The sequence below is a fragment of the Haladaptatus sp. AB618 genome, assembly GCF_024136965.1.
Classification (GTDB): domain Archaea; phylum Halobacteriota; class Halobacteria; order Halobacteriales; family Haladaptataceae; genus Haladaptatus.
In genome coordinates this window covers 1,226,439-1,244,060 of sequence record NZ_JAMYJX010000001.1, presented here as the reverse complement: position 1 = coordinate 1,244,060, position 17,622 = coordinate 1,226,439, and the positions used below count along the sequence as shown (strand labels likewise).

Annotated in this window: 22 protein-coding genes and 1 pseudogene; 18 read left to right on the top strand and 5 right to left on the bottom strand. The window is 61.1% G+C overall.

Annotation, left to right across the window (positions count from 1 at the left end; all coding sequences use genetic code 11):
- The first annotated feature begins 22 nt into the window (after nt 1-22).
- Nucleotides 23-625 (top strand): protein sorting system archaetidylserine decarboxylase, encoded by a 603-nt coding sequence (locus NKF26_RS06645; protein WP_253226052.1) that lies wholly within the window; start codon nt 23-25, stop codon nt 623-625.
- On the opposite strand, the gene NKF26_RS06640 is transcribed toward NKF26_RS06645, so the two are convergent.
- Nucleotides 622-777 (bottom strand): hypothetical protein, encoded by a 156-nt coding sequence (locus tag NKF26_RS06640; RefSeq protein ID WP_190303785.1) that lies wholly within the window; start codon nt 775-777, stop codon nt 622-624. The genes NKF26_RS06645 and NKF26_RS06640 overlap by 4 nt on opposite strands.
- Nucleotides 778-1,003: 226 nt before the next feature.
- Between NKF26_RS06640 and NKF26_RS06635 the strand changes: the two genes are divergently transcribed.
- Nucleotides 1,004-1,237 carry a hypothetical protein gene (locus NKF26_RS06635; RefSeq protein ID WP_049805629.1) on the top strand — a complete coding sequence of 78 codons (234 nt, stop codon included), beginning with the start codon at nt 1,004-1,006 and terminating at the stop codon, nt 1,235-1,237.
- Between the two features lie 207 nt (nt 1,238-1,444).
- On the opposite strand, the gene NKF26_RS06630 is transcribed toward NKF26_RS06635, so the two are convergent.
- A complete protein-coding gene (locus NKF26_RS06630; protein ID WP_190303784.1) occupies nt 1,445-1,618 on the bottom strand; it encodes a hypothetical protein in 174 nt (57 codons plus the stop codon).
- Nucleotides 1,619-1,949: 331 nt separating this feature from the next.
- Between NKF26_RS06630 and NKF26_RS06625 the strand changes: the two genes are divergently transcribed.
- The 6 genes from NKF26_RS06625 to NKF26_RS06600 all read left to right on the top strand — a co-directional run bounded on the left by NKF26_RS06625 (nt 1,950) and on the right by NKF26_RS06600 (nt 7,569).
- Complete coding sequence (locus tag NKF26_RS06625; protein ID WP_253226395.1) at nt 1,950-2,402, top strand: ferritin-like domain-containing protein; 453 nt, start codon at nt 1,950-1,952, stop codon at nt 2,400-2,402.
- 49 nt (nt 2,403-2,451) lie between these two features.
- Nucleotides 2,452-2,742, top strand: coding sequence for a DUF5779 family protein (locus tag NKF26_RS06620; protein ID WP_253226051.1), 291 nt, complete (start codon nt 2,452-2,454; stop codon nt 2,740-2,742).
- Nucleotides 2,743-2,976: 234 nt separating this feature from the next.
- Nucleotides 2,977-3,777 carry a winged helix-turn-helix domain-containing protein gene (locus NKF26_RS06615; RefSeq protein ID WP_253226050.1) on the top strand — a complete coding sequence of 267 codons (801 nt, stop codon included), beginning with the start codon at nt 2,977-2,979 and terminating at the stop codon, nt 3,775-3,777.
- Between the two features lie 215 nt (nt 3,778-3,992).
- Nucleotides 3,993-4,667 carry a hypothetical protein gene (locus NKF26_RS06610; RefSeq protein ID WP_253226049.1) on the top strand — a complete coding sequence of 225 codons (675 nt, stop codon included), beginning with the start codon at nt 3,993-3,995 and terminating at the stop codon, nt 4,665-4,667.
- Nucleotides 4,668-4,776: 109 nt separating this feature from the next.
- Complete coding sequence (locus NKF26_RS06605; protein ID WP_253234109.1) at nt 4,777-6,831, top strand: CHAT domain-containing protein; 2,055 nt, start codon at nt 4,777-4,779, stop codon at nt 6,829-6,831.
- A 327-nt stretch (nt 6,832-7,158) separates the two neighbouring features.
- Nucleotides 7,159-7,569, top strand: a complete 411-nt coding sequence (locus tag NKF26_RS06600; protein ID WP_253226047.1) for a hypothetical protein — start codon at nt 7,159-7,161, stop codon at nt 7,567-7,569.
- On the opposite strand, the gene NKF26_RS06595 is transcribed toward NKF26_RS06600, so the two are convergent.
- Nucleotides 7,561-7,770, bottom strand: a complete 210-nt coding sequence (locus tag NKF26_RS06595; RefSeq protein WP_066145871.1) for a ribbon-helix-helix domain-containing protein — start codon at nt 7,768-7,770, stop codon at nt 7,561-7,563. The two genes, NKF26_RS06600 and NKF26_RS06595, sit on opposite strands and share 9 nt — an antisense overlap.
- Nucleotides 7,771-7,935: 165 nt before the next feature.
- Nucleotides 7,936-8,388 (bottom strand): DUF555 domain-containing protein, encoded by a 453-nt coding sequence (locus NKF26_RS06590; protein WP_253226046.1) that lies wholly within the window; start codon nt 8,386-8,388, stop codon nt 7,936-7,938.
- A 105-nt stretch (nt 8,389-8,493) separates the two neighbouring features.
- On the opposite strand from NKF26_RS06590, the gene NKF26_RS06585 reads away from it, so the two are divergent.
- The 6 genes and pseudogenes from NKF26_RS06585 (at nt 8,494) to asd (ending at nt 12,673) form a co-directional block, all read left to right on the top strand.
- Entirely contained in the window at nt 8,494-9,531 is a 1,038-nt protein-coding gene (locus tag NKF26_RS06585) for a dipeptidase (RefSeq protein ID WP_253226045.1), read from the top strand.
- Between the two features lie 40 nt (nt 9,532-9,571).
- A complete protein-coding gene (locus NKF26_RS06580) occupies nt 9,572-10,450 on the top strand; it encodes a DNA-3-methyladenine glycosylase (protein ID WP_253226044.1) in 879 nt (292 codons plus the stop codon).
- 66 nt (nt 10,451-10,516) lie between these two features.
- Complete coding sequence (locus NKF26_RS06575; RefSeq protein ID WP_253226043.1) at nt 10,517-10,705, top strand: hypothetical protein; 189 nt, start codon at nt 10,517-10,519, stop codon at nt 10,703-10,705.
- 42 nt (nt 10,706-10,747) lie between these two features.
- Nucleotides 10,748-11,025, top strand: a pseudogene (locus NKF26_RS06570) (acylphosphatase).
- 77 nt (nt 11,026-11,102) lie between these two features.
- Nucleotides 11,103-11,279 carry a 30S ribosomal protein S17e gene (locus NKF26_RS06565; protein WP_253226042.1) on the top strand — a complete coding sequence of 59 codons (177 nt, stop codon included), beginning with the start codon at nt 11,103-11,105 and terminating at the stop codon, nt 11,277-11,279.
- A 359-nt stretch (nt 11,280-11,638) separates the two neighbouring features.
- Nucleotides 11,639-12,673 (top strand): aspartate-semialdehyde dehydrogenase, encoded by a 1,035-nt coding sequence (asd, locus tag NKF26_RS06560; protein ID WP_253226041.1) that lies wholly within the window; start codon nt 11,639-11,641, stop codon nt 12,671-12,673.
- 6 nt (nt 12,674-12,679) lie between these two features.
- Here asd and NKF26_RS06555 read toward each other — a convergent pair whose 3' ends face one another.
- Entirely contained in the window at nt 12,680-13,312 is a 633-nt protein-coding gene (locus tag NKF26_RS06555; protein ID WP_253226040.1) for a 2,5-diamino-6-(ribosylamino)-4(3H)-pyrimidinone 5'-phosphate reductase, read from the bottom strand.
- 186 nt (nt 13,313-13,498) lie between these two features.
- Here NKF26_RS06555 and NKF26_RS06550 point away from each other — a divergent pair, with 186 nt between their 5' ends.
- The 4 genes from NKF26_RS06550 to NKF26_RS06535 all read left to right on the top strand — a co-directional run bounded on the left by NKF26_RS06550 (nt 13,499) and on the right by NKF26_RS06535 (nt 17,612).
- Entirely contained in the window at nt 13,499-13,681 is a 183-nt protein-coding gene (locus tag NKF26_RS06550; protein WP_253226039.1) for a hypothetical protein, read from the top strand.
- A 93-nt stretch (nt 13,682-13,774) separates the two neighbouring features.
- Nucleotides 13,775-15,046 (top strand): Single-stranded DNA binding protein, encoded by a 1,272-nt coding sequence (locus NKF26_RS06545; protein WP_253234108.1) that lies wholly within the window; start codon nt 13,775-13,777, stop codon nt 15,044-15,046.
- Nucleotides 15,043-16,872, top strand: a complete 1,830-nt coding sequence (locus tag NKF26_RS06540; protein ID WP_253234107.1) for a hypothetical protein — start codon at nt 15,043-15,045, stop codon at nt 16,870-16,872. Before NKF26_RS06545 ends, NKF26_RS06540 begins: the two co-directional genes overlap by 4 nt.
- Nucleotides 16,872-17,612 (top strand): metallophosphoesterase, encoded by a 741-nt coding sequence (locus tag NKF26_RS06535; protein WP_253226036.1) that lies wholly within the window; start codon nt 16,872-16,874, stop codon nt 17,610-17,612. Before NKF26_RS06540 ends, NKF26_RS06535 begins: the two co-directional genes overlap by 1 nt.
- Nucleotides 17,613-17,622: the final 10 nt, after the last annotated feature.

Genomic DNA, 17,622 nt, shown 5'->3' with positions numbered 1-17,622 from the left:
TACGGCTCGGGGAGTCGAACCGATGAAGATCGTTCCGGACGCGTGGCGATACGCCGCGCCGCCGCTGTTGTTGGCCGGACCACTGGGATTCCTCTCACCCGTTGGGACGCTGCTCGCGCTGGCGACGGGAGGTGCAATCCTGCACTTCTTCCGCGACCCGGAGCGGAACCCACCAGTGGAGGGAATCCTCTCGCCCGCGGACGGGCACGTCTCCGTGATTCGGGAGGAGGGAGACCGCGTTCGCGTCGGCGTGTTCATGAACGTCACGGACGTTCACGTCAACCGCGCACCGGTCGGCGGGCGCGTCGAGTCGGTTGAACACGAACCCGGGAAACACCGTCCGGCGTTCAGCAAGGATTCGGACAACAACGAAAAGGTCCACATCGGGTTTCCGTCCTACGACGTGACGCTCATCGCGGGCGCGTTCGCGCGGCGGATTCATCCGTACGTCGAATCGGGCGACGAACTGGAACGCGGGGAACGGTTGGGTCACATCGCGTTCGGCAGTCGGGCCGACGTACTCCTGCCACCATCGGTCGACGTGACGGACATCGAAGTAAGAAAGGGACAACGCGTGCGCGCTGGAGAGACGGTGTTGACTCGTTCCGAGGTGCGGAGCGACTAGTCGCTCGAATAGTCGCCGCCGTGGAAGAGCGTCAGTTCCTCTGCCTCGTAGATGTTGACGAGTTCGGTGATGATTTCGTCGTAGGATTCGTCTTCGACACGCAGGCTGTCGAGCCGTGAGACGGTCTCCTCATCGAGTGTTATCTTGGGCATCAGTGTCCCATACCGCCCCGACGTTCATTAAAGCATAGGCCGGGAGAGATTTTGGGGACGGTGTCATTCCCCCAATTCCGACTGGAAACCGACTTATCCGCCGAGTAAGGGGTCGTTACCGGAATCGTAGAGTTGTCTTTCCGTTCGATAGTGGTTGGTTTCTCCCCGACAGCCACCGGATAACAAAGTACCCACACTGATGTTAGTCGTACCGACGAGGCTTAGCATGACAACGACAAACAGCCAGATTGCAAGTGGCAGTGACACAGTCGCCGAAAACCGATGCCGAAGCTGCGGTTCCTTCGTGACACGCGATTTCGCACGCGTGTTTGGCAACAACGAGAACGAGGTCTTCGGCTGTCTCGAATGTATGACGGCGACTGAAGTGAAGAAGGGCGGCGCGCGCGCTGAGTTCGTGGACACCTCGAAACTCGTCGGCGGTCGAGAGCCGATCCGCTGAGTCGAACCGACAGTTCGTCTCGGAACCGTACTGGGGGGTACGGTCGAAAGTGGGGTCGGTTTCCGGAAGCGAGGGAGGAAAAACCGTTTGCAGTTCTTTTTCGGATGAGACGGAAATGGCAAGCGTCAGCGTCGCTCGGAGTTATCGCTCGGAGCAGTCGCTCGATGGTGAGAGGATACGGAGAAACGATCGACGGGTGAAATCCCGTCAGTCCGCGTCGGCCGTCGGTTCGGTCAGCAGTTCGCCACCGCGCTCGAACACGCGGCTTGCATCTGGTGCTTCGTACGGCGGTGTGTGGCTGATTTCCGCCATCGTTCGTTTCTCTCGATTCGATCGTCCGCCATCCGTCGTCGGTTCTCGGTGTTGGTTGTCGTCTGTCATTGTTTGTGTGCGTTGGTCACGTCGTCTCTATGCGGTGGTTTAGCTTGCCACGATGCACTGTCGGCTCAGTTTCGTGTCGATTCGGTCGTTTTCTGGTGTGAGTAGGCAGGGGAATCAGACCCCTACGATGAGAATCGGGCCGACAACAGCGTCGCTCGCAACGGTGTGCGAGACATTGACTTGCTGTTCCATCGTTAGCATGTGTATGTGTGACACAGGTATATAACCGTTGTGCGCGAGGCAACGATTGCCGGACGGTAGCGGACGGTTCCGAACGAGTCCGGACGAACCGCCACAATCGTAAGGAGGGTTCATGTCGTATCGTCGGGCGATGACGAGCGAGGAAGTAACGGACCTACTCAAAAAGGCGTACAGCGACGAAATCGAAACCGTGATGAACTACCTCACGAACTCCATCGTCCTCGAAGGAGTGAGCGCCGAAGAGGTGCGTGAGAGCCTCGAAGAAGACATTCAGGAGGAGTTGGGTCACGCAGAGCGGATCGGACAGCGACTCAAGCAGTTGGACGAGCGGCCGCCCGCATCCTACGACTTCGAGGCGCGACAGGAAGGACTGCAACCGCCGGAGGACAGCACCGACGTGCTCTCGGTCATCGAAGGAGTTCTCGAAGCCGAAGAGGACGCCATCGAGACCTATCGGTCGGTCATATCGGCAGCGACGGACGCGGACGACCCCGTTACCGAGGACCTCGGAGTCACCATCCTCGCCGACGAGGAGGCCCATCGGACGGAGTTCCGCGGGTTCAAGCGAGAGTACGAAAACTGATTGACACACCAAGGCAAGGATTTTTCTCGGGGCGATGAGAGATACCGCCATGAACGATTCCGGGTTCGATTTGGACCTTCAGGCGGCCGAACAGGATATCGACTTCGACGAGGATGCCCGTGTCATCCTCGGCGTCCTCGACGGAACGACCTCCGTCGGGGAACGAGTCGAGGCGATAGAGCGGGGACACACGCTCGTCCTCGCCATCGACGGCGACTTGACCGAGTTGGCGGCCGATCTCGCACCGGCCGTGAAAAAAGGCGGCGGGAATTTGGTGCATTTCCGGAAGTTTCTCATCATCTCACCGCCCGACATCGAAATCGATACGAGCGAACTCTGAGAAACGCCCGCGCCGATGGAGGTAGACAGTAGAAAACCACTGCCCGGATTGCGTCAACGAGGACCACAGGGTGGCCCAAGCGGTAAAAATACAGTGACAGTATATAAAAATTCCATTCTAGAGACCACAAATTTGAGCTACTCGTAGAAAATGCCTATTCATCTGGAATCTGATATCTACCCAGTTGAGAGCGATAGTGAAAAGAATCGCTCCGATGTACTGACACCTGCCGCCATGGAACAACACCAGTCCCTCATCAAGTACGTGCTTCGCTCCGGGGCACGGACAGCAGTGTTACAGGCCATCGTCGATGGCGACGAGACGACACAGGCACTGCTGAATCGGAATCTCGCGAGCGAATCCGCCGTGTACAACGCGCTCACGGAGTTGGAAAATCGTGGATTGATCTACTCCACCCGGGCGAAGCGCTGGGCACCGACGGGAACCGGGTCGGTCGTTTGTGACCTCGTCCGTGAACAACGGGAAACTGAACAAGCACTCGCGATCGACGCCGACTACTGGCAGCGACACGACACCGCCGCGCTCCCCTCCACCGACGTGTTTCGTATCGCCGACCTCGTCGACGCTACCGTCGTCCGAGCGACCGACACCCACCCGTCACGAGCAGTGCGGGAGATCGAACGCCGACTCGAAACCACGACATCCGCGTTGGTCATCGCACCCATCTTCAACGAACGATTTTCGGACGCCCTCCTCGATGGCCTCGACCACAACGGAAAATCGCGACTGATTCTGGGGACGAACGTCCTCAACTCCCTCCTCGAAGAACCGTCGATCCCGATGAACGACGAGTTGGAGGTCCGAGTGGCGAACGTCTCGTTCGCCTTGACGGTGACTGACGACAGCCTGTTGCTCTCACTTCCGCTGCTCGATGGGTCCTACGACGCGGGGGCGGAACTCATCGTCGACTCCGAACGGGCACATCGGCGAGGAACGAGGCTGTTCGAGCACGTCTGGAACGACGCCGAACCGGTCGCCGACTACATCGAGTCGCTCGACGACACTGTCACGTAGTGGCCGTCAGGATCCCGAATTCGAACACCTGTATCGACGGGTTCGACGTGACACACCCGGTCCCCCATTTTCGCCCGAATCGTCCGTCCCTACCAGTCGAGATTCCACTTCGAGTACCAACCAGTCAATTCTCGATCACGTCCGCCGCCGACGGACCGTCCGCACACGAACTGTTCCCCCCGTCGATTTATGCGTTCTCCGACGGTATTCGGGGTATGCCTTTGAAAGAGACAGATCCGTCGAACACGTATCGAGAGATCGACCGATGGGACGGTGGCGTCGGTTGGCTGGCACATCCGGACGAAACGATGGAGCGGGCGAGTCACGCGCTGTCCATCGACGGTGATGTGTGGGTTATCGACCCGGTCGATGCCCCGTCGATAGACGAGTTGTTCGCGGAGTTCGGCACGGTCGCCGGTGTGGTCGTCCTCCTCGACCGCCACATGCGTGATGCCGAGGCTGTCGCCCGGAGACACGACGTGCCGCTGTACTTACCCACGTGGGTTCGCCGGAGCGTCAGCGGAGTTCCTGTCCGTCGGTTCGGAACGACGCTCGCCGATACGGGACTACGGGTGCTGAAGCTGTTCGACAATCCGGCGTGGCAGGAGGCCGCACTGTACGACGAAACGGGTGGGACACTCGTCGTCCCCGAATCCGTCGGCACTGCGGACTACTTCCGAACCGGCCACGAGCAGTTGGGAGTCCACCCGATGATCCGACTCTTCCCGCCGGACGAACTACGAGGGTTGACACCGAAACGTATCCTCGTTGGACACGGTCCCGGCGTCTTCGACGACGCGCCGGTAACGCTCGCCGATGCGCTGGACGGGTCCCGTCGTCGGTATCCCTCCTTGCTGGTGGAGACCGTTCGTGGGTTCGTATCGATGTGATACCGTAAGAATTACAAACTGCCGATAGTTTTTTAACATTCGATTGATATCTACGACGTATGTGCCTCGAGAGCCGGAATCAAACCCCTCCAGAGACGGAGGTAATCCGGTGACGATCTCGTTCGATTCCCACGCAGACGGAATCGTAATACAGGACCCAATCGAGCGGCGCACGTTTTCCCTCCATACGTTCGATGCGGTTCACCCCGTTGCGGTCGACACCGACTCGTTTTGTTTTCCGGTCGACTGCGCAGTTCGCGTTCGGACTTCCGGACTCCGCCTTCCAATCCCGACAGCGGTCTACGTTCGCGATGCGTCCGGTGAGATGTTGACGAGTATCGAAGGGATTCAACACGAGGAACTCCCGAGCGGGACGTACACCATCGAACTCTGCCCGCCGATCAAACTATACTTGCACGTCGAAGGGACGGTCAGTATCAGCGCTTCGTTCGAGGACGTGACTATCGATTTCGACTCGGTAGTGGACGTGATCATCGGTGGGCGGTCGCTTCACCGACGTCCGGCGGGAACGGTGACGACAACGACGGACCCGGAAGACATGATGGCAGCGATTTCGACGTTCGGGGCGGCGCTGAAGACGACCAGTCCCGAACGGTCGTTTCCAACCCTCCGGGGCCATCCTCCGGTGGTCGAACTCGGCGAGGAACTCCACGTTCCGGACGGGTTGAAACCGCCGGAGACGGGCATCACCATCGAGGTTCCGCCCGAGTACGGTTCGATTTTCCCTGTCGCGCCACTTGCATACTATCTCGGGGCGAAGCTCGTACCTGGAAACACGCCACGAATCGTCACGGACGAATTCGAACGGCCGCTCGACACGCCCCTCGGCTTCGAAAAGGAGGTAGAACGGATACTGAAACAGACGTTCCTCTTCGACTGTATCACCCGTACCGAGGGGTTGTATCCGATCGATTTATACGAACGTCAAGAAGTCGAATCGATGGTCGATTTGGACTTCGAAACGCTGTACGATACTCCGTCGGCAAAGCGTTTGGAGGCGTATCTCTCGGTTCCGTACAGTTTAGTAGCGGAGTTCGTTCCGGACTGGCAGTTGACGACCCACGTATCGCCGATATCGGATAACGTCGAGATGCTCCCGTTCCTCGTCAACGACCTCGCGGTCATACGGACGCCACATGCGAAGGAGGTGTCCGCATCCTCGATACAGGTACCCGCAGTCGAGCAGTTCGTTCGCGGGAAGACGAGAAGTCTGTCCGAATCGGCTGCCAACCCGCGTTCGTTCATCGAACCCGAACCGTCGGACTCGCTCGAAGAAGTGTGGGTCGGCGACGATGCACCGCTCGGCGCGAGCAAGGCGACGGTGACTGCGTTTCAAAATCGGCTCGAACGCTCGGCTAAGGACGGGGATATCGATATCACGGTCGTCTGTAACGATATCGAGATGAGCGAAGAGCGGGACCTCGCGGACGAGGTGTACGGGTCGGGACGGGACCTACCGTTCGACGTGACCGTTCGGTACGAGTTGACCACGGAGGAACTCCGTACCGTCCTCGAATCCGAGGCACAGTTCCTCCACTACATCGGTCACATCGACGAGAACGGGTTCAAATGTATCGATGGGATGCTCGACGCCATGGAACTCGATTCCGTCGGTGTGGAAGCGTTTCTGCTCAACGCCTGCCAGTCGTACGAACAAGGGATGGCGCTCATCGAAGCGGGTGCCATCGGTGGTGTCGTCACGATGAGCGACGTGATAAACAGCGGGGCGGTTCGTATCGGAAAGGCAATGGCGCAGTTGTTGAACTCGGGGTTCCAGCTGTCGGCGGCGCTGAATATCGCCCGAGATCAGAGTATCATCGGTGGCCAGTACACCATCGTCGGAGATGGAACTATCAACGTCGTTCAGACGGAAAGTAACGTTGCAGTGGTTCTCGTAATCGAATCCAACGGCGACTCGTTCGAGCTAACCCCAGTCACGTATATCACCAACCGCGGTGGTATCGGTGGTCTAGTTACGCCGCGTCTCTCGGAACGAAATCGGATGTATCTCGCATCGGGTACGCTACCCTCCAGTACGCTTACGAAGAGCGAACTCGAGGAGAACCTCCGCATCGAAAACGTCCCCGTTCATGTCAATGGACAGTTCACGTTGAGTTACTCGGTCGACGTAGAATCGATTTGAGTCGTTTTACGGACCGATCGGACCGACAGCGTACGTGGATGCTGCCGTGTTTCCTGCTTGCGTGAGTAGCAACATCATCGCGAATAGGACGCCGATCATTCGTGGTCTTTCCGCCAGATACGTAGTAAGATCGTCTTTTACCATGAAAATACCCTTTCTCCAGAGATATATTAAATTTTCCCATAAATTATTGAAAACAATCTGTGAGGATGTTGGGTGAATATTATCGTCCGAGTACGTGAACGAGATGCACAGCAACTCGTTGTGGGATCCCTGAGAGGGGTACCGGGCGACGGTATTATCTAAATACGACACGAAGAGGTGCGTGTGGTCTACATCACTCGTGGACTGAACGACGCGCTTCTCGAACTGGCGGCGGACGCCGAACCGAAGAAACTGACCGTTCCGCTAGCTGTTACCCCTGCGGAGGACCTGGACGGCGCGGACGAACTCGAACCGGAAACACCCGTATTCACTCACTTCTATCCGCCGGATACGGGAAAATCCGTGACCGCGGTCTTCGGGATGGACCTCTCGATACCGCCACGACAGACACAGGGCCAGTTCATCTCACACCCGCAAGGCCCACTCGAAGTCACACAGACGGACGACCTACGGGAAGTCGTCGTCGTTGCCGTCCCACCGTGGACACAGGAAACGGTCGCCGCGTTCGACCGTTCCGGGCGAAAACAGGAACTGGTTGTCCTCGATGCCGAACCGCCGGCGGAACTACTCTAGATATCCCAACTCACGCAGTTGGTCGGTTATCTCGCTGAATTCCGACTCCGTGAGCTTTCCCTGCCGTTGGTGCTGAATGACGATACTCCGGAGCAGAAACCGGACGAGATCGCTCGTGTTCGAAAAACTCGTTCCCTCGATCGTCTCCTCCACGCGATCGGCGAGATCCTTCGGAATGGAAACGGTGGTGTACTTCGTCATATCCCTCCGTTGGTCGTCCCTCCGGTTAGGGTTTGTGACCGCCGTCCGGAGGCAGAGCAGTTTGAGACGAAAGACCGTATCACGACGCGAGAAGCTATTCAAATGACCTACAACTCACTCCTACTGCGGCAAGCCCTCCGCGTTGAAGCCGTTCCCGGTGACCGATCAGTCGATGAGATCCTCGAATTCGGGCAACACGTCGTCCGTATCGCTCCCGTCATCGTCGTCCGAATCGTCGGCGTTGGTGTCGGTTTCGTCCGTCTCGTCCGAATCGCTTTCCTCGTCCTCGATGACCTCGACGTCGAGGACGGTGAGCGGAATGTTTTCCAACCGTTGGCCGATTTCTTTCCGGGCGATACGCGATGCGTGTTCCTCTCGCTCGACGTTGAACACCGTCATCTCCAACTCCAGCGCGACGAGTGCCTCGTCGGCGGCGATGAACGCCGGTGGGAGTTCCTCCCCGGATGGCGATGTCCGCGAACCCATGTTTATTTCGACGTAGTTTAGGTCGGGATTGAGCATCTCGCCGGTCTTGGAGATGGCGATGCGCACCGCCTCGTCCGGCGTCTGCACGTCGTAGACCGGGATTGCGGCTTCGACGACAACTCTACAGTTCATAATCCCAACGGTAATTACAGGGCCAGCAGTATGAATTTTCGCCCTTTTGGGGTATCGTGACAGGTCACGACAGCACTTATGTCCGTTTCCGACACATCATGGGCAATGACTCACATGCCGGTCGTGGACGGCCACAACGATACGCTTCTCCGGTTGGGTTCGACCGACGACCCCGTATCGGCGTTCGCGGATGGAATCGAGGGCACGCATATCGACCTCCCGCGTGCCCGCGAGGCGAGACTCGGCGTCGGATTCTTCGCCACCTTCGTCCTGAGCGACGACGAACACGAGGTTCGACGGACCGACGAGGGCTACGAGTTCCCTCTCCCCGACGAACTCGACCACGACGATGCGCGGTCCGCGACGTACCGATACCTCGAACTGCTCCACAGGCTCGCCGCCAACGTCGACGGCTTCCGCGTCGTGGACTCGCTCGACGACTTCGACGCCTGCCTCGAATCGGGTGAACTCGGCGCGGTCCCACATATCGAAGGCGCTGCCGGGGTCGCTCCCGACCTCACCAACCTCGACTTCCTGTACGCCGCGGGCGTGCGCTCCATCGGACCGGTGTGGAGCCGTCCGAACGCCTTCGGTCAGGGTGTCGTCTCGCGCTATCCCGGGAGTCCGGACACCGGCGACGGACTGACCGACGCCGGGAGAGACTTCGTCCGAGCGTGCGAACGGCGCGGCATCGTGATCGACTGTGCACACCTGACCGAACGGGGATTCTGGGACGTCGCCGAGACGAGCGGCGCGCCGCTCGTCGCCTCGCACACCGGCGCGTACAGCCTCTGTCCGCACTCCCGAAACCTGACGGACGAGCAGATAGACGCCGTGGCCGACTCCGACGGCGTCGTCGGAATCGGCTTTCTCGAACCGATTTTGGCCAACGACCCCAATCCGGACGCCGATGCGACCCTGTCCGACCTCGTGGACCATATCGAATACGTCGCCGACCGCGCAGGTATCGACCACGTGGTGTTAGGATCCGACTTCGACGGCGCACCGATACCCGACGACGTGGGCGACGTGACCGGTCTTCCCGCCGTGTTCGCGGAACTCCGGGAACGCGGGTTCGGCGAGGACGACGTTTCGAAGGTCGCCCACGGGAACTGGCGGCGGGTGCTGGCCGCGACGTGGTGAATCGAAAGAGTTGCTTGTCCCCGATACCCATTCCCGGGCGATGGAAACCGGTTCGATACCCGTCGAAGAGTTACCGGGTGGGTTCGACCTCCAATCGACCGTCGAGAGCGGCCAGAGTTACCTCTGGCGGCGCGAGGACGGACGGATGTACGAGACGACCCACGCCTACGGCGGGTCGGCGTGGTACTACACCGTCCTCGACGGGAACGTCATCCGCGCCCGGCAACGGGACGGACTGCTGGAGTGGGAGGCGACGACCGACGCCGAACCTCACCTGTTCTCGCTTTTGCGCCTCGACGACGACTTGGACGCGATAATCGACGCCACACCCGCGGACTCGCTGGTCGAATCGGCCTACGACGAGTATCGTGGCATGCGGATCGTCCGCGATCCCTTTTTCCCGTGTCTCGTCTCCTTCATCTGCTCGGCACAGATGCGCGTGAGCCGAATCTACGGCATGCAGACCGCGCTGGCCCGCGAATTCGGAACCCCCATCGAGTTCGACGAAAAGACGTACTACGAGTTCCCGACGCCGGACGCGTTGGCCGAAGCGTCGGAGGGGGAGCTTCGGGACCTGAATCTGGGCTACCGTGCGCCGTACGTCAAGAAGTCCGCCGAGTTGCTGTCGTCCGGCGAGGCCTCGCCGGACGACGTTCGCGGGAAATCCTACGAGGACGCCCGCGACGCCATGCAAGCCTTCGTCGGCGTCGGCGACAAAGTCGCCGACTGCGTGCTCCTGTTCGCGCTCGACTACCTGGAGGCCGTCCCGCTCGATACGTGGATTCAGAGCGCCATCGAGGATCATTACCCACACTGCGAACAGGGATCGTACAAAGCCACGTCACGCGCGATTCGGGAACAGTTCGGCGAGTACGCCGGGTACGCACAGACGTACGTGTTCCACTATCTGCGAAGCTGAGCGATCGTCCGGAATTCGGAACAGTTCATTCGATGGCTATTTCGTGGGGCTATCGAAAGTGAGGATATGGTTACTGGACTCCCCGCCCTCCTGTTCGGCTTCCTCATCGGCGTCGCCGTTTCCGGTATCGGTGCGTACATCGCGCTCAGGTCGTTCGTGTACAACGAATTGGACCTCACGAAGGAGGAAATCCGAACGGCGGTAAAACACCTCTCGTACGAACGAATGCCGCCGGAGGAGGGAACCGAAGGGTGAACGGCCCCGAGGATTTTGTGGTTCGACTTCGAATTTTCGCATATGACGGATCGTACTCGTGCACACGTCTTCGTCTCCGGTAAGGTACAGGGCGTCTTCTATCGGGCGAACACCCGGGACACGGCGGAATCGAAGGGAATCGACGGCTGGGTGCAGAACCTCTCCGACGGGCGCGTCGAAGCCGTCTTCGAGGGTCCCGAATCGACGGTCGAGGAGATGGTCGAGTGGTGTCACACGGGGAGTCCGGCCGCGGACGTGGACGGCGTGGCGTCGAGTACGACGACCCGAACGGGGAATCCGGGTTTCGAATCAGACGATAGTTCCGGGGTCGCCGATAGCTTCCTCACGGCCGACGCGAACGAATGCTTTTAAGGCCCGCTATCGGAAAGAGTTCGGTATGGCAATCAAACCCGACTACGTCAAGAAGACAGGGAACATCCTGTTGGAGCGATATCCGACCGCATTCACGAAGGACTTCAGCCAGAACAAGGACAGCGTCGAAAAGCTGACCAACATCGGCTCGAAGGGCGTCCGCAACCGCATCGCCGGCTACGTCACGCGCAAGAAAGAGTAATTTTCTCAGTGCTGTCGCACTGTTCATCGATTCTGCGGAGCCGAGCGGTTCAATCGTTTTCGACGATCTCCTTGGAGACTCTATCGAACTCGACGCTTCCACATCGTTCACACGTACCCGTGTCCGTCGGGAGGACGTACGAGCCGTCGTCTCGAACGCGGGCGGAATATGCACGGCCGCACCTCTGACATGTGACAACATCCCTCTCCATGCTCTCCCAGAGGCTTCAACCGATATATGAGCATAGTGTTCAAACATGAGACACGTATCGCCGTGAGAATCGATGGACGGCAATCGGTCTCACGGCAAACTCCGACACCGTCGAAAGCTACTTGCACACTCCTGCTATCGAGTTCCACATGAGTGTTAACGTCGGAATTCTCGGCGGAACCGGAGCGGTCGGACAGCGATTCATTCAACTCCTCGACGGTCATCCAGACTTCGAACTGACGACGATAACCGCGAGCGAGGACAGCGCGGGCAAACTCTACCGCGAAGCGGCGAAGTGGCGAATCGACTCGCCCATCCCGGAGTATGTCGGCGACATCGAAGTACGCGCGACCGACCCGAGAGACGTCCCGGACGATGTGGACCTCCTCTTTTCGTCGCTCCCGTCCGGCGTCGCGGCCGAAGTGGAACCGAAGTTCACCGAGGCGGGATACGTCGTCTCCTCGAACTCCTCGAACGACCGAATGGCCGAGGACGTACCGCTCGTCATCCCGGAAGTCAACGCGGAGCATCTGGACCTCATCGAAGTCCAGCGCGACGAACGGGGCTGGGACGGCGCGCTCGTCAAGAACCCGAACTGTTCGACCATAACGATGGTGCCCACCCTGGCCGCGCTCGATTCGTTCGGTCTCGAACGCGTGCACGTCTCCACCCTGCAAGCCGTCTCCGGCGCGGGCTACGACGGCGTCACGTCGATGGAGATCATCGACAACGTCATCCCGCACATCGGCGGCGAGGAGGAGAAGATGGTGGACGAGCCACAGAAACTGCTCGGCACCTTCGACGGCAGCGAAATCTCGCTTCACGACGTGGACGTGGCGGCCTCGTGTAATCGCGTCCCGACGCTAGACGGCCACCTCGAAAACGTGTGGGCGGAGACGACCGAGGAGATAACGAAGGCGAGCGCCGAGGAAGCCCTCGAAAACGCCACCACGCTCGACCTCCCGAGCGCGCCGGACCCGCTCATCAAGGTGTTCGAGGACCCCGACCGCCCGCAACCCCGCCTCGACCGCACCCTCGGCGGCGGCATGCAGGTTGCGGTCGGCGGCGTGCAGGAGACCCCGGCGGGCATCCAGTACAACTGCCTCGCCCACAACACGATTCGCGGCGCCGCCGGTGCGAGCGTGCTGAACGGCGAACTCCTCGCGCAGGAAGGGTGGATCTGAGACGGATTAGGAGACGAGATAGCGAAGTAGAACGCCGTCGTCCATCGTATCGACCGAATCGAGTTCGAGGTCCGGAAACGATTTTCTCTCCACGAAGCCCTCACCGTCCGCGAGCGTCGGTGCGTCCCGGCCGCCGATGACCAGCGACCCGACGTAGAGACGGAGTTCGTTCACCAGTTCGGCCTCGAAGGTCGAGAAGATGAGTTCGCCGCCGCCCTCGACCATGACCTGTTCGGTGCCGCGCGATTCGAGTTCGGAAAACGCCCGGCGGAGCGAGACGCGACCGTTTCCGGCGACGACGACGTCCGCCCCGGCCCCGCGCAGTGCTCGGACGTTCCGAGTCGGTGCGCTTTCGGCGACGAAAATGAGGGTGTCCGCCCTGTCGTCCAACACCTGCGCGTCGAGCGGGGTTCGCGCACGCGAGTCCGCGATGATGCGTGTCGGGTTTGCTCCATCGTCGGCGGTCAGGGAGGGGTCGTCCGCGAGGACGGTCCCGACGCCGACCACGATGGCGTCGCTTTCCACCCGAAGGTCGTCAACCCGGTTGAAGTCGTTCGCGCCGCTGATGGCGACCTGCTCGCGCTGGCAGGAGGAGAGCTTTCCGTCGGCGCTCATCGCGGCGTTGACGACCACGTGCATGGATTATCGTATGCTAGCCCGGTGAAAACCCCTTTCGGTGTCGCGGAAGGAGGAACGGTCGCTTTGTCGGAATGAGTTCGGTTTGGGTGAGAATGTTCGAGACGGTCGTGGTGCCGTCGTTGCTGTCTGAGATGTGAAACTAAACACTCATCTCCCAAACTGTTTCAGTTCCTTCACGAACAAGACATGGAAGCAAAATCGAGCCAACTCGGTGGCATCGGTATCCTCCTCGTTTCGATATATCTCCTCGTTTTCGGTGGAATTCTGGGTTCGTACAGTAGCACCGCACTCGACCCGATACTAGCGTACGGAAGCGTTCCAGTCATGCTGATCGGGTTGGTCTTCGCGTGGGGATTTGCCGGGCGATAGCGGATTTCGGTCGATTTCGATTCCACCTCCATTCCCGCTCACACTTCTAGCGACGACGAACACTTTTAATCCATCCCGTCCCAACTTCGGGTGATGAACGTTGACGACCATGCCGAGGCGCTCGCCTCCGACCTCGGTGTTGACAAAGAGGAGGTCAAAGCAGACCTGCAGAACCTCATCGAGTACAGTGTGCCGGTAGACGAAGCCAAACAGAGCCTTCGACGAAAGTACGGCGACGGCAGTTCGAGCAGTTCCTCGCCCTCGACGGCCGATATCGCCGACGTGACGACGGACATGGGCAACGTCACGATCACCGCGAAGGTGCTCACCGTCGGCCAGCGCTCGATCCGCTATCAGGGCAACGAGCAGACGATTTTCGAGGGGGAACTGGCCGACGAAACCGGGAAGATTTCCTACACGGCGTGGAACGACTTCAGCCTCAGTCCGGGTGAGGTCATCACCGCGGGCAACGCGGGCGTGCGAGAATGGGAGGGTAACCCCGAACTCAACCTCGGGGACAGCACCAACATCGCACGCGAGGGGGGCGAACTCGACGTATCCTACAAAGTGGGCGGCGACGCGACGTTGGCGGAGGTCCGACCCGGCGACCGCGGCGTCGCACTGGAGGTGACGGTTCTCGAAGTCGAGAGCAAAGTCATCGACGGACGCGACGGCGACACCGAGATCAAGAGCGGTATCGTCGCCGACGAGTCGGCGCGACTCCCGTTCACCGACTGGGAAGCGCGCGACGAAGTGACGGAGGGTGCGGAGATTCGCGTAGACAACGTCTACATCCGCGAGTTCCGCGGCGTGCCGTCGATCAACTTCTCGGAGTTCACGACCGTTTCACCCCTCGCGCGCGAGGTGGACGTGAACGACAGCGCGACGCGCATGACCGTCCGCGAGGCGGTCGAAACCGGCGGTGCGTTCGACGTGGAAGTCCTCGGTAACATCGTCGCGGTCCGCGACGGGTCGGGACTCATCCAGCGCTGTCCCGAGTGCGGCCGCGTGGTGCAGAAGGGCCAGTGTCGAAGCCACGGCCAGGTCGACGGGCAGGACGACCTACGTGTGAAAGCCATCGTGGACGACGGGACGGGAACCGTCACCGCGATTCTGGACGCCGACCTCACCGCGGAAGTGTACGGCGGCGGTCTCGAAAAGGCCCGACAAGCGGCCCGCGATGCGATGGACCAGGAAGTCGTCGCGGACAGCATCCGCGAGGAGATCGTCGGCCACGAGTACCGCGTCCGGGGCAACCTCTCGGTGGACGACTACGGCGCGAATCTCGAAGCGACCGAGTTCACCGAGACTGACGACAACCCGGCCGACCGTGCGAAGGCCTTCCTCGCGGAGGTGGACGCATGAGTTCGCAGGGTGGCGTCGGCCGCCGGGAAGTCGCGTGGAGAATCTTCGCCGCCGAGTACGACGGGTCATCGCTCGAACACTCCGACAGCGACGAGGAGCGCGCGCCGAACTACGTCGTCACGCCGACGGGGGCGCGAATCAACCGCCTGTTCGTCGTCGGGGTGCTGACCGAAATCGAGCAGGTCGGCGACGAGGTGCTCCGCGCCCGAATCGTGGACCCGACCGGCGGGTTCGTCGTCTACGCTGGCCAGTACCAGCCTGACGCGCTCGCGTTCCTCGAACGCGCCGAAGCGCCGATGTTCGTCGCCGTGACGGGCAAGGCACGGACGTTCCAGCCCGAGGATTCGGACTTGGTGTACACCTCGATTCGACCGGAGAGCATGAACGCGGTCGATGCCGAAACACGCGACCGCTGGACGGTCCAAACGGCACAACAGACCCTCGACCGGATTCGCACGTTCGCCGGTGCGCTCGACTCCGGCCAGCGCGGGGAGGACCTGCGCCAGGCGCTCGAAGCCGCCGACGTGGACACCGGCCTCGCCGCCGGTGTTCCGCTGGCGCTCGACCACTATCGGACGTCGACGCCGTACCTCGCCGAGTTGCAGGACGTGGCGCTCGATGCGGCCCGCGTCGTCGCGGGCGAACAGGACGAGGTCGGTACGGTCGACGCGTCGCCGGACGACCCCGGCGACGCGACGCTCGACGTGGACGTGTCGCTCGAAACGCCCGACGTCGAGACGGAAGTCGGGAGGGAAACGGAACCAACGACCGAGTTCGACGCCGAACCGTCGAACTCGGAGACGACCGAATCCGCCGAATCCGAATCGGCGTTCGAGTCGGAACCGGCAGCAGAGGGCGAATCGGTGGTGGATTCGGAACCGGCAGCGGACACCGAATCGACGGCGGAAGCCGGGTCGGAGTTCGACGCTGGAACGGTGTCCGAGTCCGAGACCACAACCGAACCCGAATCGGCGACCGAACCCGAATCGGCGACGGAAACCACGGCTCCGGACGCCGATCCGGAACCCGAAACGCCGCCAGCGCAAGCCCGCGAACCGGAGGAGTTCGAGGAACCGGCCGAACCGGAACCGACGGACGCCGAATTGGCCGATTCGGAACCGGCAGGGGGAGAACCGGTCGGTGAAACCGGTGTCGAGGAGTTCGACACGGGGAGCGAATCCGCGGACGACTCCACCGACGAACTCGGCGATTTCGATTCGGGAACGTCCGAGGACGACCTCGGCGACTTCGACGACCAACCGATGGGCGAGGACGTGAGCGGCGAGATGTACGAGTTCGACGAGGGTGAACGCGAACAGATCGAGGAGGAGTTCGGCACGGAGTTCACCAGCGGTGCGGAAGTCGACGCGGCCGGTGAAGCCGACATCGAAACGCCGGAACCGGCCCAGGAGATGGCGACGGAATCGGAATCCGAACCGGACACCGACACCGCCGCCGAACCGGCAGAAGCGGCCGGGCCGGAGGCCGGGACGGCACAGCCCGAACAGACTGAAGCGACCGAACCGGAACCGACACCGACCGAAGGAGCGGAATCAGAATCCGAAGCGGCGGAATCCGAATCCGAGTCCGAACCCGAATCGGCGGACGAGGATGGCGAGAAATCCACGCCCGAGAACCTCGAAAACATCGTGATGGAGGTCATGCGTGACATGAACGATGGCGACGGCGTCGAGAGCGAACGCCTCATGGCGAACGTCGTGAACTCCTACGACACGACGCCCGCCGAGGTCGAGGATGCGTTGCAGGACGCGCTGATGGCTGGACGGTGTTACGAATCCGGCGAGGACACCCTGAAACCCATCTGATGGCGCTGGTCGAACCGGTTCCCGGCGAACCGGCCGCAACTGCGACGCTCGGCGACGAACGGGCGCTCGTGGTGGCGGATTACCACGCCGGAATCGAGGACGGACTCCGCTACGAGCAGGGGATCAACCTCGACAGCCGTGCGGACGAGCGCCGCGAGCGAATGGCGTCGCTCGTCCGGCGAACCGACCCGGATAGGGTCGTCGTCCTCGGCGACTTCATGCACTCCATCGCCGGGCCGGGTGGGGCCGAGCGCGGCGAAATCGAGGTGCTGCTGGAATCCATCGATCAGCCGGTGACGCTGGTGAAGGGGAATCACGACGGGGATATCGAGTCGTGGGTCGACTGTGCGGTGACGCCGGGCGACGGGGTCCGACTCGGGGACGTGGGATTCGTCCACGGCCACACGTGGCCGAGCGAGGACGTGCTCTCGGCGGACGTGGTCTGCGTCGGTCACGAACATCCCTGCGTGCGATTGGAGGACTCGGTCGGCGGCAGCCGAATCGAACGCGTCTGGTTGCGCGGCCGCGTGAATCCGGAGCCGTTCGTGGAACGGTACGACGGAGAGTTCTCCATCGACGCCCAACTCGTCGTCTTTCCCGCGTTCAACGACCTGACGGGTGGGACGTGGGTGAACGTCGCGGGCCAGGGATTCCTCGCGCCGTTCCTGCCCGACGGACTCTCGGACGGCGAGGCGTACCTGTTGGACGGAACGCGATTGGGAGCGTACGACGGGGTTTGAACGGCCGTGT

Coding starts and splice junctions, on each gene's coding strand:
- NKF26_RS06595 (WP_066145871.1), bottom strand. CDS start 7,770: ATGACGAAGTACACCACCGTTTCCATTCCGAAGGATCTCGCCGATCGC.
- NKF26_RS06640 (WP_190303785.1), bottom strand. CDS start 777: ATGCCCAAGATAACACTCGATGAGGAGACCGTCTCACGGCTCGACAGC.
- NKF26_RS06620 (WP_253226051.1), top strand. CDS start 2,452: ATGAACGATTCCGGGTTCGATTTGGACCTTCAGGCGGCCGAACAGGAT.
- NKF26_RS06535 (WP_253226036.1), top strand. CDS start 16,872: ATGGCGCTGGTCGAACCGGTTCCCGGCGAACCGGCCGCAACTGCGACG.
- NKF26_RS06615 (WP_253226050.1), top strand. CDS start 2,977: ATGGAACAACACCAGTCCCTCATCAAGTACGTGCTTCGCTCCGGGGCA.
- NKF26_RS06625 (WP_253226395.1), top strand. CDS start 1,950: ATGACGAGCGAGGAAGTAACGGACCTACTCAAAAAGGCGTACAGCGAC.
- NKF26_RS06540 (WP_253234107.1), top strand. CDS start 15,043: ATGAGTTCGCAGGGTGGCGTCGGCCGCCGGGAAGTCGCGTGGAGAATC.
- NKF26_RS06565 (WP_253226042.1), top strand. CDS start 11,103: ATGGCAATCAAACCCGACTACGTCAAGAAGACAGGGAACATCCTGTTG.
- NKF26_RS06555 (WP_253226040.1), bottom strand. CDS start 13,312: ATGCACGTGGTCGTCAACGCCGCGATGAGCGCCGACGGAAAGCTCTCC.
- NKF26_RS06635 (WP_049805629.1), top strand. CDS start 1,004: ATGACAACGACAAACAGCCAGATTGCAAGTGGCAGTGACACAGTCGCC.
- NKF26_RS06575 (WP_253226043.1), top strand. CDS start 10,517: ATGGTTACTGGACTCCCCGCCCTCCTGTTCGGCTTCCTCATCGGCGTC.
- asd (WP_253226041.1), top strand. CDS start 11,639: ATGAGTGTTAACGTCGGAATTCTCGGCGGAACCGGAGCGGTCGGACAG.
- NKF26_RS06550 (WP_253226039.1), top strand. CDS start 13,499: ATGGAAGCAAAATCGAGCCAACTCGGTGGCATCGGTATCCTCCTCGTT.
- NKF26_RS06580 (WP_253226044.1), top strand. CDS start 9,572: ATGGAAACCGGTTCGATACCCGTCGAAGAGTTACCGGGTGGGTTCGAC.
- NKF26_RS06630 (WP_190303784.1), bottom strand. CDS start 1,618: ATGACAGACGACAACCAACACCGAGAACCGACGACGGATGGCGGACGA.
- NKF26_RS06590 (WP_253226046.1), bottom strand. CDS start 8,388: ATGAACTGTAGAGTTGTCGTCGAAGCCGCAATCCCGGTCTACGACGTG.
- NKF26_RS06585 (WP_253226045.1), top strand. CDS start 8,494: ATGACTCACATGCCGGTCGTGGACGGCCACAACGATACGCTTCTCCGG.
- NKF26_RS06545 (WP_253234108.1), top strand. CDS start 13,775: ATGAACGTTGACGACCATGCCGAGGCGCTCGCCTCCGACCTCGGTGTT.
- NKF26_RS06610 (WP_253226049.1), top strand. CDS start 3,993: ATGCCTTTGAAAGAGACAGATCCGTCGAACACGTATCGAGAGATCGAC.
- NKF26_RS06645 (WP_253226052.1), top strand. CDS start 23: ATGAAGATCGTTCCGGACGCGTGGCGATACGCCGCGCCGCCGCTGTTG.